The organism is Luteimonas composti (assembly GCF_042678665.1).
Classification (GTDB): Bacteria; Pseudomonadota; Gammaproteobacteria; order Xanthomonadales; family Xanthomonadaceae; genus Luteimonas; species Luteimonas composti.
This window is the reverse complement of the sequence record NZ_JBHTKU010000003.1, coordinates 62,305-77,610: the sequence shown is the minus strand read 5'-3', so window position 1 is coordinate 77,610 and position 15,306 is coordinate 62,305. Positions and strand designations below refer to the sequence as shown.

19 protein-coding genes are annotated in these 15,306 nt (G+C 71.2%); 15 read left to right on the top strand and 4 right to left on the bottom strand.

Features of this window, described 5'->3' with window-relative positions:
- Positions 1-45 precede the first annotated feature (45 nt).
- The 3 genes from sctQ to ACFQ2D_RS09170 all read right to left on the bottom strand — a co-directional run bounded on the left by sctQ (position 46) and on the right by ACFQ2D_RS09170 (position 2,830).
- The gene (gene sctQ, locus ACFQ2D_RS09180) at positions 46-1,071 is read right to left on the bottom strand and encodes a type III secretion system cytoplasmic ring protein SctQ (protein ID WP_280942212.1); all 1,026 of its coding nucleotides are present in this window, start codon (positions 1,069-1,071) and stop codon (positions 46-48) included.
- A 79-nt stretch (positions 1,072-1,150) separates the two neighbouring features.
- A complete protein-coding gene (locus ACFQ2D_RS09175; protein ID WP_280942211.1) occupies positions 1,151-1,747 on the bottom strand; it encodes a response regulator transcription factor in 597 nt (198 codons plus the stop codon).
- Positions 1,748-1,750: 3 nt separating this feature from the next.
- The gene (locus tag ACFQ2D_RS09170; RefSeq protein WP_280942210.1) at positions 1,751-2,830 is read right to left on the bottom strand and encodes an ATP-binding protein; all 1,080 of its coding nucleotides are present in this window, start codon (positions 2,828-2,830) and stop codon (positions 1,751-1,753) included.
- Positions 2,831-2,941: 111 nt separating this feature from the next.
- Between ACFQ2D_RS09170 and ACFQ2D_RS09165 the strand changes: the two genes are divergently transcribed.
- The 15 genes from ACFQ2D_RS09165 (at position 2,942) to ACFQ2D_RS09095 (ending at position 14,565) form a co-directional block, all read left to right on the top strand.
- On the top strand, positions 2,942-3,376 hold the full coding sequence (locus ACFQ2D_RS09165; RefSeq protein ID WP_280942209.1) for a flagellar biosynthetic protein FliO: 435 nt from the start codon (positions 2,942-2,944) through the stop codon (positions 3,374-3,376).
- Positions 3,377-3,600: 224 nt separating this feature from the next.
- Positions 3,601-5,655, top strand: a complete 2,055-nt coding sequence (gene sctV, locus ACFQ2D_RS09160) for a type III secretion system export apparatus subunit SctV (RefSeq protein ID WP_280942208.1) — start codon at positions 3,601-3,603, stop codon at positions 5,653-5,655.
- Between the two features lie 68 nt (positions 5,656-5,723).
- The gene (locus ACFQ2D_RS09155; protein WP_280942207.1) at positions 5,724-6,968 is read left to right on the top strand and encodes an FHA domain-containing protein; all 1,245 of its coding nucleotides are present in this window, start codon (positions 5,724-5,726) and stop codon (positions 6,966-6,968) included.
- Positions 6,969-7,112: 144 nt separating this feature from the next.
- Positions 7,113-7,439 (top strand): hypothetical protein, encoded by a 327-nt coding sequence (locus ACFQ2D_RS09150; protein ID WP_280942206.1) that lies wholly within the window; start codon positions 7,113-7,115, stop codon positions 7,437-7,439.
- Positions 7,440-7,536: 97 nt separating this feature from the next.
- A complete protein-coding gene (locus ACFQ2D_RS09145) occupies positions 7,537-7,959 on the top strand; it encodes a hypothetical protein (protein WP_280942205.1) in 423 nt (140 codons plus the stop codon).
- A gap of 17 nt (positions 7,960-7,976) precedes the next feature.
- Entirely contained in the window at positions 7,977-8,768 is a 792-nt protein-coding gene (gene sctJ, locus ACFQ2D_RS09140; RefSeq protein ID WP_280942204.1) for a type III secretion system inner membrane ring lipoprotein SctJ, read from the top strand.
- Positions 8,769-8,775: 7 nt separating this feature from the next.
- Positions 8,776-9,402 carry a hypothetical protein gene (locus tag ACFQ2D_RS09135; RefSeq protein ID WP_280942203.1) on the top strand — a complete coding sequence of 209 codons (627 nt, stop codon included), beginning with the start codon at positions 8,776-8,778 and terminating at the stop codon, positions 9,400-9,402.
- Entirely contained in the window at positions 9,392-10,084 is a 693-nt protein-coding gene (locus ACFQ2D_RS09130) for a FliH/SctL family protein (protein WP_280942202.1), read from the top strand. Before ACFQ2D_RS09135 ends, ACFQ2D_RS09130 begins: the two co-directional genes overlap by 11 nt.
- Entirely contained in the window at positions 10,081-11,436 is a 1,356-nt protein-coding gene (locus tag ACFQ2D_RS09125) for a FliI/YscN family ATPase (protein WP_280942201.1), read from the top strand. The genes ACFQ2D_RS09130 and ACFQ2D_RS09125 overlap by 4 nt, the downstream gene beginning before the upstream one ends.
- Positions 11,433-11,933: a hypothetical protein gene (locus ACFQ2D_RS09120; RefSeq protein WP_280942200.1), complete on the top strand. Its 501-nt coding sequence runs from the start codon at positions 11,433-11,435 to the stop codon at positions 11,931-11,933. The genes ACFQ2D_RS09125 and ACFQ2D_RS09120 overlap by 4 nt, the downstream gene beginning before the upstream one ends.
- A gap of 10 nt (positions 11,934-11,943) precedes the next feature.
- Positions 11,944-12,666, top strand: a complete 723-nt coding sequence (locus ACFQ2D_RS09115; protein ID WP_280942199.1) for a type III secretion HpaP family protein — start codon at positions 11,944-11,946, stop codon at positions 12,664-12,666.
- 131 nt (positions 12,667-12,797) lie between these two features.
- Positions 12,798-13,007, top strand: a complete 210-nt coding sequence (locus tag ACFQ2D_RS09110; protein ID WP_280942198.1) for a hypothetical protein — start codon at positions 12,798-12,800, stop codon at positions 13,005-13,007.
- 129 nt (positions 13,008-13,136) lie between these two features.
- The gene (locus ACFQ2D_RS09105; RefSeq protein ID WP_280942197.1) at positions 13,137-13,508 is read left to right on the top strand and encodes a hypothetical protein; all 372 of its coding nucleotides are present in this window, start codon (positions 13,137-13,139) and stop codon (positions 13,506-13,508) included.
- A gap of 77 nt (positions 13,509-13,585) precedes the next feature.
- The gene (locus ACFQ2D_RS09100; RefSeq protein WP_280942196.1) at positions 13,586-14,164 is read left to right on the top strand and encodes a hypothetical protein; all 579 of its coding nucleotides are present in this window, start codon (positions 13,586-13,588) and stop codon (positions 14,162-14,164) included.
- Positions 14,165-14,244: 80 nt separating this feature from the next.
- Positions 14,245-14,565, top strand: coding sequence for a hypothetical protein (locus ACFQ2D_RS09095; protein WP_280942195.1), 321 nt, complete (start codon positions 14,245-14,247; stop codon positions 14,563-14,565).
- A 314-nt stretch (positions 14,566-14,879) separates the two neighbouring features.
- Here ACFQ2D_RS09095 and ACFQ2D_RS09090 read toward each other — a convergent pair whose 3' ends face one another.
- Entirely contained in the window at positions 14,880-15,266 is a 387-nt protein-coding gene (locus ACFQ2D_RS09090) for a hypothetical protein (RefSeq protein ID WP_280942193.1), read from the bottom strand.
- Positions 15,267-15,306 lie beyond the last annotated feature (40 nt).

Sequence of the window (15,306 nt, the reverse complement as noted above, 5' to 3'; positions counted from 1 at the left end):
AGGTCTCCTGCGATGCCGGGCGGGTCGGGCGACGCGGTGCGCGCGTCAGCTCCAGCCCAGCAGGCGCACGCCGAGCGTGTCGCCCACCGCCACCAGTTCGCCCTGGCCGACCGCCTGGCCGTTGGCGCGGATCGTCACGTTAGCGCCTTCCAGCGCGCCGGCCAGCGGGAACACGTAGCCCGGCTGCAGGGAGGACAGCTCGCCCACGCGCAGTTCGGTGCGCGCGAGTTCGAAGCTCACCTCGACCGGCAGGCGGCGCGCCAGCGCGTCCGCATCGGGTGACTCGCCGGCGTCGCCGGCCATGGAGAGATCGTTCATGGGGGAGGTGTCCTGCGTCGTCTGTTGATGTCGGGGTGGGCCGCTGATGCGCCAGCCGCCGGGGACAGGGTCCAGCGGCCAGGCCAGTCCACGGGCGCGGGCTTCGGCCTGCGGCGGCTGGCTGCGGCGGCCGGCCACCAGCACGTCGCCGGGCGCGAGCGCGCGCCAGTCGTTCCAGGGCAGGGGCGCGATCGGCCACTGCAGCCGCAGCGGAACGCCCAGGTCGCGCCAGCCCTGCAGCGGCGCACCGACCGCATCCGGCGGGTCGGCGCGCTCGAGCAGGCGCTCGACCCAGGCGCAGGGCACCCGCAGCGCGCCCTGCAGCGCCGGCATGCGCGAGAGCGATCCCTCCGGCGCATCCTCGTCGACGATGAAGTCGAGCCACAACAGCGAGGCATCGTCCGGCGGCGGCGCCGCCTCGTCGGCGAGCGGCGTGAGCACCACGCCGAAGGCCTCGCTCAGCCGCATCAGCTGCGCCTCGTAGGCCAGGCTCCAGGCCAGCACGCGCGAGCGCCCGGTGTAATCGCTCCAGTGCGGGCCGTCGCCGTGCGCCGGCGCCATGAGTGCCAGGCCGATCCGCGTGCCTTCGGCATCGAGTTCGACGGTCTGCTCCGGCGGAGCGGGGCGCCCCGGCACGAACTGCAGCAGCCCGCCGTTGCCCAGGCTCCAGGCCTGCGGTGCGACGAAGAAGCTGCGCAGCGACGCGGCCTGCGCCGGCGACAGCGCGGGCACCAGGCCGCGCAGCGGGCGCACGTCGCGGGGGCCTGTGTTGCCCGTGCCGGCAGGCGCGCGGCGCCGGCGCCGACCCTTGCCCGTATCGTCCGTCGCGCGCTCAACCATGGCCCAGTGCCACCTTCATCAATTCGGGGAGGGAGCGCACGCCGAGCTTGGACATCATGTTCGCCCGGTGCAGTTCGACGGTCTTGATGCTGATGCCGAGGATGTCGGCGATGATCTTGTTGGGTTTGCTCGCCACCACCAGGTCGAGCACCTGGCGCTCGCGCGGACTCAGCCTGCCGAGGGCGGGGTTGTGCGCGGGTCCCTGCTCGCGGCGGCCGGCGAAGGCGGCCTGGATGGCGTGCAACAGCGCCTGTTCGGTAAAGGGCTTCTCGAGGAAGTTGGCCGCGCCCTTGCGCATCGCTTCCACCGCGAGCGGCACGTCGCCATGGGCGGTGACGAACACCAGCGGCAGCCGGATGCCGCGGCGGATCAGCTCGTCCTGCAGCTGCAGCCCGCTCATCTGCGGCATGCGGATGTCGGAGACCAGGCATTCCTCGTGGGTGCCGTGGCGCTCGCCCTCGTACGCGGACAGGAAAGCCGCCGCCGAGGGATACGGCTGCGGCTCGAAGCCCGCCGTTTCCAGCAGCCAGGCGGTGGAATCGCGGAAGCCGTCGTTGTCGTCGACCAGGTACACCCGCGCGGACGCCATTCCCTAGATCCTCCCTTCCGCCCGGGGCAGCGTGAACGCGAACACGCTGCCGCCTCCTGGGCGTGCCTCGAAGAACAGACGGCCCTCATGGTATTCGATGATCGAGCGGCAGATCGCCAGTCCGATGCCGAGTCCGTCCGACTTGGTGGTGAAGAAGGGCGAGAACAGCTGTTCGCTTTCGGCCGGGCTGAGGCCGCCGCCGCGGTCGAGCACGCGCACCTCGACCTCGTCGTCGAGGTTCACGCGGCCCTCGATGCGCAGCTCGCGCTGTCCGCCAGGCACCCCGCGCATGGCCTCGATCGCGTTCTTCACCAGGTTCAGCAGCACCTGCTCGACCATCACCCGGTCGGCGAACACCGCGGGCAGTCCCGGCGCGAGCGCCAGCTCGATGCACAGCTGCTGGCGCTCGGCCTCGAGCCGCAGCAGTTCCAGCACGGTGCCGGCGATCGTGCCGATCTCGTGCGCGTCGCGCTTCGGTTCGCGCGCGCGCACGAACTCGCGCACGCGCGCGATCACCGCACTGGCGTGCTCGGCCTGGGTACGGGCCGCCAGCAGCGCGCGCTCGACCTGCGCGGGACCGCCGGCCTGGCCGACCAGGCGAAGGCTTCCGTTCAGGTAATTCACGATCGCGGCGAGTGGCTGGTTGAGTTCGTGCGCCAGCGTGGCCGCCATCTCGCCGACCGACATCAGCCGCGAGGTGAACAGCAGCTTTTCCTGCTGGTGCTTGTGGGTGTCCAGCGCCTTCAGGCGTTCGCTGATGTCGACCGCGGTCATCAGCTCGACTTCGCCCTTCTCCAGCGACAGCGGCCGCCAGTGCAGCGCGTACCAGTGTCCGCTGTGCGGGGCGCGCACTTCGGCCCCATCCGCGGGCGGTCCGGCACCCAGTGCAGCCAGCAGGGGGTCGCGCTCGCGATGGCCGGGCAGCGCCGAAAACGCGTCGAAGAAGCAGCGATTGCCGGCCACCAGCGCGCCGCTGCCGCGCGAAAAGGCCGCACAGGCAAACGGTACCGCATCGAGGATGGTACCCAGCGTGATCGATGCGGCGTCCGCGGCGGGGCGGCGACGCACGGCTGGGCGACTCACGCAGCCGCGCTCCGCAGCACGGCCCGCACGCACGGCCGCAGCGCGCGCCTGCTAGGGTAGTCGCCCGACGCGGGCGCGAGGCGCGCCCGCCCAGCCGCCGGAACAACACCGATGACGACCCGTCGCCATGTCCTGACAGTGTCGGCCAGCCTGTCGCTCGCGCTGTCCGCCAGCGCAGTCGCCGCGGGCACGACGCCCGTTCCCGAACAGGCACCGTATTTCTGGGAACTGATGGCGATCCTGCTGCCGCTGGCCTTCATCATCGTCTGTCTGCTCGTCCTGCTGCGGTTCCTGCGCCGGCGCTTCGGCCTGTCCGGCCCCGATGCGCCCCTCTCCGTGGTCCAGGTGCTGCCGGTGGGGCCACGCGAGCGCATCGTCGTACTGCGCTCGCGCGCCGGCCGCGCGTTCGCCGTCGGCGTTGCCGCCGGGAGCGTTCGCCTGCTCTCCGACCTCGACAGTGAAGACCTCGGGCCCGTCGACGGGACGAAGCCGCAGCAGGCCGACACGTTGCCGTTATTACAGCGGTTCATGGTTAAACGTCCGTGATGCAAGAAGTGTTACCGGTCACACTCCGCGAAACGGATGCGCCTGCAACATCCTGTTGACTCGCGTATAACATCGCGAGGATATATGTAGCATCGGCGACGCGGCACGCAGTACCGGTGACGCGGCGCGGACATCGCGAACACGCTCCGCGCGCATCCCCCCAATGCGCCGGAGTACGCGGCATCCACGCCCTGTCGCCACGCCCCTTCCCCCGAGGGCCATGGATGACCACAAGCGTTCGCAGTTGGCTGAATGCCCTGTTCGCCGCCCCAGACGGCGCTGCGCCCCGCAAGGGCGTGGGCTACAGCGACGTGATCCTCGCCTTTGGCGCGGTGCTGATCATCAGCGTGATGATCCTGCCGCTGCCGCTGGTGGTCATTGATGCGCTGGTGGCGGTCAACATCTCGATCGGTTTCGGCCTGCTGCTGCTGGGCATCTACATCCCCAACCCGGTGGCGTTCTCCAGCTTTCCCAGCGTGCTGCTGCTGACCACGCTGTTCCGCCTGGCGATCTCGATCGCAATCACCAAGTCGATCCTGCTGCACGCCGACGGCGGCCACATCGTCGAGACCTTCGGCACCCTGGTGGCGGGCAACAACCTGGTCGTCGGCCTGGTGGTGTTCCTGATCATCACCGTGGTCCAGTTCATCGTCATCGCCAAGGGTTCCGAGCGCGTGGCCGAGGTCGCCGCGCGCTTCACCCTCGACGCCATGCCCGGCAAGCAGCTGTCGATCGACTCGGACCTGCGCGCGGGGCTGATCGACAAGGACGAGGCGCGGCGCAAGCGGCGCCTGCTCGAGACCGAGAGCCAGTTGCACGGCTCGCTCGACGGCGCGATGAAGTTCGTCAAGGGCGATGCGATCTGCGGCATCGTCATCATCCTGGTCAACCTGCTCGGCGGCCTGGCGATCGGCGTGCTGCAGAAGGACATGAGCCTGGCGCAGGCCACCCACACCTACAGCATCCTGACCATCGGCGACGGGCTGGTCTCGCAGATTCCCGCCATCCTCGCGACCATGGCCGCGGGCCTGGTGGTGACCCGCACCACCGGCGAGATCGACGACCGTCACTTGGGCGACGCGATCGGCCGCCAGGTCGGCGCGCAGCCGCGCGTGGCGCTGATCACCGGCCTGCTGGCCCTGCTGATGACCCTGGTGCCGGGCTTCCCGTGGCCGGTGTTCCTGCTGCTGGGCGCGGCCCTGCTGGGCTACAGCGCGTGGCGCTACCGCTACGAGTTCGAAAGCCTGCGGCGGATGTTCCGGATCAGCGACGACGAGATCAGCGCCGCGCTCAAACCGGCCGAGACCGACGAGTTCGCGCCGCCGCCGCCCCTGCTGCTCGAGATCTCTCCGACGCTGGCCGCCGCGTTCGGGCAGGAGCCGGCGCATGCGCGCGCCACCGAGGCCGCGCGGCGCGTGCGCGAGGAGTTCGGCGTGCCGGTGCCGGTGCCGGTGGTGCGGGTGTCGCCGGCGCTGGCCGAAGGCGAGTACCGGCTCAGCGCGCACGGCGCGCGCGTGGCCTCGGGCCGCCTGCCGCGCGCCGGCGGCTTCGTGGCCCAGGCCGCGGGCGAGGATGCGCTGGCCGGGTTCTTCCCGGTGCTCGCCGGGCGCTGGAGCGAGGCCGCCGCCGAGGGCGCGCTGGCGCCGCTCGACGTGATGTCGCTGCACCTGGACGCCGCGCTGCGTCGCCGCCTGGGCAGCTTCCTGGGCATCCAGGAAACCTCCAACCTGTTCGGGAAGATGCAGCGTGACTATCCGGACCTGGTCAAGGAGATGCTGCGCGTGGTCGCGCCGCAGCGCGTGGCCGACGTGCTGCGGCGCCTGGCCGAAGAAGGCGTGCCGATCCGCAACCTGCGCGACGCCTTCGAGGCGATCACCGATGTCGGCAGCCGCGAGAAGGATGTGGTACTGCTGACCGAGTACGTGCGCGTGGCCCTGAAGCGCGAGATCGCCGAGCGCTGGTCGGACGCCGAGCGCAACCTGCACGTCCTGCTGATCCATCCCGAGCTCGAGGACAAGCTGCGCCAGTCGGTGCGCGTGGCCGGCGGCGCCAGCCAGCTGGCCATCTCGCCGGAGCTGGCCGCGCGGCTGGGCAACGAGGTGCGCGCGCATCTCGCCAGACAGGCGCCGGGCGTCCGCCCGGTGCTGCTGTGCTCGCTCGACGTGCGCCGCCACCTGCGCAAGCTGCTGGAGGTGGACTTCTTCGAACTGCCGGTGCTGTCCTACCAGGAACTCGCGCCGGACCTTCGCATCGTCCAGGCGGGGCAGGTCAATGCCTGAGCCGCGCGGGACGCCGTCCTGTTCCCTGAACTTCCCGCGGATCCCCCCGTCCGCAGGAGCCCGATCCCATGCCATCCCCCAAGACCGCCCACCCAGATCCCAACGCTCATGACGGCGCCGTGCTGCGCATCGTCGCAGGCCTGCATGCCGGCGCCACGCGGCCGCTGTCGCGGCGCGAGATGGTGCTCGTCGGCAGCGGCGACGACTGCGACGTGGTGCTCGCCGACCCCGGCGTCGCACCCCACCATGCGTTGCTGAACATCGTCGACGGCCGTTTCCACCTGCGCGCGCTGGACGCGCCGATGGAACTGCCCGGCGGCACGCTGCATCCGGGCGACCCGGTGGAGGTCGCGCAGGTCCAGCGCGTCGGACTGGGCCAGGCGGCGATCGCTTTCGGTCCTGCCGATGCCGTCGAATGGCTGACGCTCGCCCCGGGCCCCGGCGCGGATGCGCCCCTGGTCCGCCCACGCCCGGCATTCGCCAGCCGCATGCCGCTGATCGCCGGTGTCGCGGTGCTGGCGCTGTCGGCGCTGGCGATCGTCGCGGCGATGATGCCGACCCCCCCACCGGCGGTCGACGTCGAGCATCGCCTGCGCGAACTGGCGCGCGAGTTCGAGGTCACCGAGGTCGACATCCGCCGCGACGTCGACGGCCGCGCGGTGCTGGCCGGCACCGTCGACGACAGCGCCACGCGCGAGCGGCTGGAGTCGCGCATCGCCAGCGAAGGACTCGCGGCAGGCGTGGCCCTTCGCAGCGGCCAGGACCTCGCGGTCGACGTGGCCGAAGTGATGCGCACCGGCGGCTACTCCGTGCGCGCCGAGTACCTGGGCGACAACAACGTGCGCGTCACCGGCGACCTCGGCGACGATCCGGAGGCGCTGCGCGGCTTCATCACTTCGCGTGCGATGGTGGAGACCGGCGTCAACCGGGTCGTGCCGGTCAACCTGCGCGCGCCCGCACCGGACGCCATGGCCGATGCCGGCTCCCCGCGCGAGGGCGACAAGGCGCACATCGTCTCGATCGTGCGCGGCGAGACGCCGCACCTTGTCGACGCGGAGGGCAATGTCTACCACGACGGCGCGCACGTGCCGGGCTGGGGCGAGCTGGTGTCGATCGGGCAGTTCGCCCACGTCATCCAGGCCGACGGCACGCTGGTGAAGCTGACGCCTTCGCCAGCGCCGCCGCCAGCGCCCGAACCGGAGACCGAGCCCGCGGACAACCCTGCGGCAGCTGGTCCTGCCGCCGGCATGGCCGCGGCCATGCCGCTGGCGAGACGCGAGCAGGCGCGTGGCGCCGCCGCGCGCACGATGTGAAGGCGCCCTGCGGTAAACCCTAGGTCACGATTCCACTCCATGTTTATCCGCTACAGTCCCGACGCGACCGCCCGCAGTTGCAAGCGGCCGCCTCCCCCGACTTCCCACCGAGGCCAGGCCTCGCATGCACAAGGAGTCATTGCGATGACGATCCCCACCGACAACAACCTGATCAACCAGTACGTGGGCGTGGCGACCTTCGCCAACGGGCCTTCGGGCGGCACCCGCAGCGGATCCAGCGGCGGCAGCAGCTGGTACGAGGCGATGTCGCGTGCATGGGGGCAGACCCTCGATGCGCAGGCCACCCGCATCACCTCGCTGTCCGACCAGATCGGCACCGGGTCGGACCAGCCATCGCAGATGGTCGCCCTCACCGCGGCCAGCCTGAAGATGCAGTTCATGTCCAACAACGCGGCCACCTCGCAGAACAGCGTGGCCGAGTCGCTGAACGCGGTCGCCAGGAAGCAGTAGGCGCGCGGTCGACGGTGCCCGCGGCGCATCGCGCCGCGGCGTGGCACATGGTGTTTTCCAGCGGCGCCCCGCGGGCGCGATGCCAGGAGCAAACCAGATGATCGATGCAATCCAGGTCGCGGCGATGGACGCGGCAGCCAATCCGGCGGCGGCACCGGCGCTGCAGCCGCAGGCGGCAGCAGTGGACGTGCGCGAGTTCGCGCAGGCGCTCGAGCGCGCCGGCGGTGCGCCCTCCGTACGCAACGAGCCGGGCGCGCAGGCGGCGGCCGAGGCGACCCCGGTGGGCGAATCGGCCACCGCGAAGATGATGGTCGACGCCTTCGACAACCTCAACGGCGCGGCGACCAGGATCGAGAAGCTCTCGCGCGCCATGTCGGCCAGCGCCACCGAGATGACGCCAGGGCAGATGCTGGAGATGACCATGCAGTGCCACCAGTTCCTGTTCCAGTCGCAGCTCACCTCGAACGTCGCCAACCGCACGTCCGATGGCGTGCAGCAGCTGTTCCGGCAGCAGTCCTGACCTGTCGGAGCCGGTCGATGGATGATTCCCGTTTCCGCTGCGCGACCGCCCGGCTGCGACCGGCCCTGGCCGTTGCCGCCTGCCTGCTGCTGGCCGCCTGCACCAAGGTCACGATGTACGGCGACTTGGAGGAGCGCCAGGCCAACGAGGTCTTCGCGGCGCTCCTGTCGGCCAATGTCGATGCCGAGAAGCGGACCTCGCTGAGCAAGACCGGCTGGGAGATCCGCGTCGACCGCGCCGAATTCGCGCATGCGATGCAGGTGCTGCAGGCGCGCGGGCTGCCGCGCCAGCAGTACGTCTCGATGTGCGACGTGTTCAAGAAGGAAGGCATCGCCTCGTCGTCGGTCGAGGAGAACGCACGCTACCTGTGCAGCCGCCAGCAGGAGCTGGCGCGCACCCTGGCCGCCTATCCCGGCGTGGTCGACGCGCGGGTGCACATCGCCATGGCCCAGCGCGATCCGCTGGGCGGCGAGGACAGCGATTCCTCGGCCTCGGTGGTGATCTTCCAGCAGCCGGGCGCGAACCTCGAGAACCTGCAGACCCGCATCAAGACCGTGGTCAAGGACGGCATCGAGGGCCTGAAGGACATCAACAAGGTCTCGGTCGAGTTCGTGCCGATGCCGGGCGCGCCGGCGGTGCAGCCGCGGCAGGCCACGCCGGCGGCGATGTCGGCGGCCAACGCGACCTCGATCGGCGTGGGCTTGGGCGTGCTGGCCGTGCTTGGCCTGGTCTGGGCGGCCTGGGGCAGGTTCCGGCAGCGGCGCCTGCGCCACTCTGCGGCCGAGACCGGCAGGCTCTGGAACGGCTGAGGCGCGCATGGCGCTGCAGGCACTCCTTGGCGAACTGCATCCCGGCTGGTTGACCGGCCCGGACCTCGATGCCGACATGGTCGCGCGCGCCGCGACATCGCGCCTGGGCCGGCGGCTGCTGCTGCGGGCGCTTCCGGCTGGCGCGCTCGACGGGCTGTTCGCCCCGGCACCGGGTGCCGGCACCGCGGTGGCCATCCGCCAGCGCTGGCCGCGTGCGCGCCTGCAGCCGCTGGTGCGCGACCTCGGCGTCCTGGCCTACGCGCCGGTGATCCGTGGCGAGGTCCGGCGCGAGCCGGTGCGCTGGCTGCGCCGCAACCTCGGCAACAGCTACCTGCTGGCGCTCGACCGCAGCGTCTGGGACGGCCGCGTGGACAGCGCGATCCATGCGCGGCTGTCCGCGCACTGGGAGTCGCTGCTGGCCGATCCGGAGTTCCTGTCCGATCCCGGCGTGCTGGACGCGGCCCTCGATCGCCAGGGCCGCGGCGAACTGCTGGCCTGGGCGCTGCGCCGCAACCGGCCGCTGGCCTGCTGGCTGCAGCTGCAGCATGCGCCCGAAGACGTCGCCCCTGCGCACCTGCCGGAGAAGGCGCTGCTGGTGGTGGTCTCGCATCACGAGGGCCGCGATGGAGACTAGCGCGCCCGCCCGCGACATCGCCGGCCAGGATGCGCCGGTCGTGGAGGCCGCCGGCGGCAGCGTCGCGGTGTTCGAACGCAAGGCGTTCGAGCGCGCCTTGTCCGCGCGCGTGCTCAAACCCCAGCACTGGGCCCGGCTCGAGGAGCTCGACGCACTGCTGGCGCGCGTCAACGCGCTGTACGACGAGGTCGAGGCCGGCATCGCCCAGGCGCGGGAGGCCGGGCATGCCGAAGGCTTCGCCGAAGGCCTGCGTCGCGCACAGCAGCAGATGACCCAGCAGCTGACCTCGCTCAACGAGCGTCGCGCGCGGGTACTGGCCGAGGCGGCGGGACGCATTTCCGAGCTGGCCTGCGCGATCGTCGCCAGGATCGCGCCGGGCTTCGACGCCGGCAGCGTGGTGCCGCCGCTGGTGATGCAGGCCGTCGAGGCCGCCCAGGCCGAGCAGTTCCTGCTGATCCGGGTGCACCCGGACGTGCGTGCCTCGGTGCAGTCCGGGCTGGGCGCGGTGCGGCAGGCGCACCCGGCCGTGGGCATGATCGAACTGGTGGACGACGAGAGCCTGGATCCGCTCAGTTGCGTGGTGGTCTCGGAGGCCGGTGAAGTACGCGCCGGCGTGGCGCAGCAGATCGAGGCGATCCGCACCGCGCTGGCGGGCGTCGGCGCCGGGGCCGCGACGCGATGAACCTGCCGGGCCCGCTGGCGCAGGCGCAGGACGAGGCCTCCCTCGATCCGCTGCTGAGCGCGCTGGCCGGGGTCAAGCCGATCCAGCGCGTCGGCCGCGTGGTCGAGGCGTACGGCACGCTGATCCGGGCCACCGGCCTGAAGGCCGCCATCGGCGAGCTGTGCCACCTGCGCAATCCGCCGGGCGACGGCGATCCCGCCTTCAACCTCGCGGCCGAGGTGGTCGGCGTCTCGCGCCAGCACACCCTGCTCACCCCGCTCGGCGCGCTCGACGGCATCTCCGCCACGACCGAGATCGTCGCCAGCGGACGCCAGGCCTCGGTGCGTGCGGGTCCGGGCCTGCTGGGCCGCATCCTCGACGCGCACGGCGAGCCGATCGACGGCGCGGGGCCGGTGGGGCCGGGCGTGGACATGCCGATCTACGCGGCATCTCCCAACCCGCTGAGCCGCAACCTGATCGAGCGGCCGTTCTCCACCGGCGTGCGCGCCATCGACGCGGTGATGACCGCGGGCGAAGGCCAGCGCGTAGGCATCTTCGCCGTCGCCGGCGGCGGCAAGAGCACCCTGCTGGGCATGCTGGCCCGCGGCGGCGACGCGGACGTCAACGTGATCGTGCTGGTGGGCGAGCGCGGCCGCGAGGTCAACGAGTTCATCCACGACAACCTCGGCGAAGCGGGCCTGGCGAAATCGGTGGTCGTGGTCGCCACCTCCGACCGGCCCGCGCTCGAGCGCAGCCGCGCGGCCTGGGTGGGGACCGCGATCGCCGAGCATTTCCGCGACCAGGGCAAGCGCGTGCTGCTGCTGCTGGACTCGGTGACGCGCTTCGCGCGCGCGCTGCGCGACGTCGGCCTGGCGATCGGCGAGCCGCCGGCGCGGCGCGGTTTCCCGCCGTCGGTGTTCAGCGCGTTGCCGCGGCTGTTCGAACGGGCCGGCAACAACGACGCGGGCAGCATCACCGCGTTCTACACCGTGCTGGCCGAGGACGAGGACGGCGGGGATCCGATCGTCGAGGAGGTGCGCTCCATCCTCGACGGCCACATCGTGCTGTCGCGCAAGCTGGCGGCCGCCTACCACTATCCGGCCATCGACGTGCTCACCAGCCTCAGCCGCACCATGCCGCGCGTGGTCGACCAGGCGCACCTGCGCGCCGCGGGGCAGCTGCGCAAGGCGCTGGCCAAGCACCAGGACATCGAGCTGCTGCTGCAGCTGGGCGAGTACAAGCGCGGCAGCGACCCCGAGGCCGACTTCGCCATCGAACGCATTGGGCCGATCCGCCAGCTGTTGCAGCAGTCTTCCGGCGAGCTGGTGCCGTTCGCGCAGTCTTCGGAACTGCTCAGGAAGCTGTTCGCATGAGCGGGCTGCGCCGTCGCTATCCACTGCAGAAGCTGCTGGAGCTGCGTGCGCACCGCACCGGCAAGGCCCGCCTGGTGGTGGTCGAGCGCCAGCGCGCGGTGCGCGACTGCCGCGACGCCTGCGAGCGCATCGACCGGGAGATCGCCGGGCTGCGCGCCGAGCGCGCGGGCCAGCGGCTCAGGATGATGGAGCCGCCGCCGCCCGGCATCCCGTTCCCGCTGGCGCTGGAGCAGCGCGAGGCGCACATCGACTGGCTCGGCGAGCAGGAGCAGGCGGCGCAGCTGCGCCTGCAGCAGGCGCGGCAGCAACTGCAGCAGGCCGAACAGGCGCTGGCCGAAGCCATGCGCGAGTTCTTCCGCGCCAAGGCGCGCGAGGACGCGCTGGAGAAACGCAAGGGCGCCTGGCGCGGCGAGATGCTGGCGCTGGATGCGCGTCGCGAGGAAGACGCCGCGGCCGACCTGGTGCAGGCCGCCCACTTCAGCCGCAGCCGCCATTGAGGAGCGCCGCATGAGCATCGACCGGTCCGGCATCTCGTCGCTGTCCAATCGACCCGCGGGCGATGCCTCGCCGGCGGATGCGGACCGTCCCGGCGAGCGCGTGCGCGAGGCGCCGCCGAAGGAGCAGGTGGACCGCTTCCGACAGCTGATGCAGTACGGGCGCCAGGAAGGACGTGCCGGCCCCGAGCGCCTGCCGCAGGAGCAGCGTGCGAAATCTCCCCTGGATGGTCGCCATGCCGCTGCGGCGGCGGCGCAGCGCGCCGACGGGCAGGCGGCCCCGGGTCCGCTCGAAGGGCGCTCCGGTCGCGACGGCGGCACCGACCAGCAAGGCCTGGGGACCCACGCGACCGAGGGTGCCGACCTGCTGGCGATGATGCAGGCGCAGGCCGCACTGCGCGACGGCACCGGCCCCGCGCCGCCGGTCGCGACGCCGCCGCCGATGGCCAGTGGCCGGGCGCTGGCCGACATGCTCGAACGCCACGTGCGCCAGTTCGCCGTCGACGGCGCCGCCGGCGGCGACCGCGAGGGTCAGGTGCTGCTGCGCATGGCCGACGCGACCTTGCCGGGCACCGATCTGCTGCTCAGCCGTACCGCCGGGGGCTGGCGCCTGCGTGCCGACGTGCGCTCGCGCGACAGCTATGACGCGATCCTGGAAGCGGCGCCGGCGCTGGCGCGCCGTTTCGCCGAGCACAACCTCGGCGCGCTCGAGATCGAACCGCATTTCGACGGCTGAGACCAGGGTTCTCCCCAGGTGGGGAACGCCCCAGCTTGGACGAGCGGGAGGAGGTTTCCACACTGCATGCGCGCGGACACGCATGCAAGCCAGAACCCCTTCAGAAGAATCCAGACATTGGAGCAAGCATCATGAGCTTCCTCAGTGGAATCGGCGATTTCCTTTCTTCCGTCGTCAACATCGCGGTCACCGCCTGGACCGGCAACCCCATGCTCGGCCAGCTGGCCGGCGGGCTGGTCGAATCCCTGCTCAGCGACTCCGGCGGCAGCGGCAACTCGGGCTTCGACAATATCTTCAACGAAGCCTTCGGTGACGCCTTCAAGGGCGTATTCGGCGGCTGAGGCCACCCGGCGCGGCGGCGACGCGATCGCCGCCGCGCATGCCTTCTCCAGTTGGGCGAACCCATCATGTCCAGACGTCCGCCACCGCGCAGCGGCAGCGCAAGGCCCGCCGACCAGGCGGCCATCCCGATGCCTGCTGCTTCCGGTCCGTTCGATCCGGCTCCGGACGGAGAATCCGCTCCGGTGTCGCTGCACCAGCGGGCCGCCAGTCGCGAGGAGTTCGGTCGCCTGCTGGAGGACATCCGCAGCCAGGGACAGATCAGCATCTCGGACGAGGCGGCGATCCTGCGCGAGTACGACGAGATGCTCGTCGAGCTGCGCGGTGCCAAGCAGCGGCTCGAGGTCGAGTATCGCGAACGCATCGGTCGCGACGGCCAGGCGGATGCCGACGCGTGGCTGAGAGGCGAAGCCGAGGCGCTGGGGCGCCGGCAGGGCGAACAGCTCAAGCGCCTGGTCGGCACGATCCCGGCGCTCGCCCCGCAACCGGCGGCAGGTGGCTAGGGTGCGCCCTAGTTGTCGCTCCACTCCCGCACCGTAGACTCGATCCGAAGTCACCCGCAGACCAGCCGGCCCTTCCGATGGCACGTCCCCCACTCCGACCAGCGCGCAAGGCCACCGGCACCGGCCCGGACATCGCCGCGCGCTCGCACGCGGCGGCGGCCGAAAGCCCGGGGCAGGGCCAGGCCGGGTCGCCGATCGAACCGGACGCGATCCTGGCCGAGTTCGAGTCGGTACTGCGCGACGAACCCGGCGTCGGCCAGGAGGGCCTGGATTTCCTGATGCCGTTCCTGCGCGACGCGGTGCAGCAGGCGTCGCTGCAGCCGGCGCGGGCGGAGCTGCATCCCGCGGCGTGGATGGCCGCGCTCGATTCGCTGATTGGCGAGGACGTCGACGAAGCGGAACGCAACGCGCTGGCCCGGCAGCTGAATGCCGCGATCGAACCGATGACCGATCCCAAGACCGGTCTCGCGCTGGAGTTCGCCAACCGGATCCAGACCGAAGGGCACCAGGCCGCCCTGGACTGGTTGCAGCGGCAACGCGCGGCCGGCGAAGGCGAGGATCCGGCACCCGCGCCTGCGCCCGTCGGCGGGGCGCCCGCAAACGCACAATCGATTATCCGTTCCCGTTCCCGCCGGCTGCGCGGGCCTCCTGTTTAAGCGATACGTCGAATCGCGTCGTCCGCGCGTCCCGACATGTATCGCAACGTATCCAGCCACATATCGAACAGGAGAACGACATGAGTGAGATCAACTGGAATTCCGTCATTTCCGATATCCAGCTGCGCGAGGCCCGCGAGAACAACGCGCTGGAGTCCTCCCGCTCCGGACGCGGCGGCGGCTGGCTGGAAGCTTTCGCCATCGCCATGGGCAAGCTGATCGAGCGCCAGGGCAATGCGCTGATGCGCACCGCCGAAAGCATCGGTGACGAACCGACCGCGGCCGACTCCACCCGCCTGACCGTACAGAGCCAGATGTACTCGATGTTCATCCAGGCGGTCAGCACCGCGCTCAAGTCCATGGGCGAAGGCCAGACGGCAATGGCGCGCAAGAGCGGCTGACGCCACGGCCCGTCGCGGAAAGGAACTCCGCGAACGCACAACGGCCCCTTCGGGGGCCGTTGTCTTGTCAGAGCGGCCCTCGCCGATCCGGCCGCATCGGGAGGGTGGATCCGGAAGAGTGTGGGGCAACACGGGGCGTCCATCCCTCGCGTCGCCGCGCTATGTCGCCTTATCGCGGTGTATTACCGGCCGAAGCACCGGATCATCGCCTGCAACGATGTCTGCAAAAGCAGCCCGGTAGGCGCCCTGCGAGACGAATGACGCGCTCGTCGCACGGTCCGGGCGTCAGCAGATGCACGCCTGTGCCGTGTCGTTCAGTCCTGGATGTGGGTATAGCGACGCTTCAGTTCAGCGACATTTCGCCGCAGCCAGGCATCCGCGGCTGGCGTGCCGTCGCGGGCGACCCGCTGGTTGTACTCGCTGCGAAGATCGGCAACGATCGAATCGAAAGCGGCCCGCGAGATGGTGCCCCCGCCCGCCTGTCCTGCCGACTGCCGGGACGATTCGCGCCCGCGCGCCTGCTGCGCGTCGGCGGCCTTCCCGCGGCGCGTCATGACGTTGGCATGGTTGTATGCGCCCACCGCATCGATGGGCGGTGTGATGTCCTGGGACCATGCGGGCGCGCACATGCCAAGGGACATGGCCGCGCCGGCGATCCCCGATGCCGCGATGGCGTACAGCGTCGACCGTGATGAGGTCATGGCTGGGGCTCCGATCGGGTCGCGCCCATCTTCGCGCAGC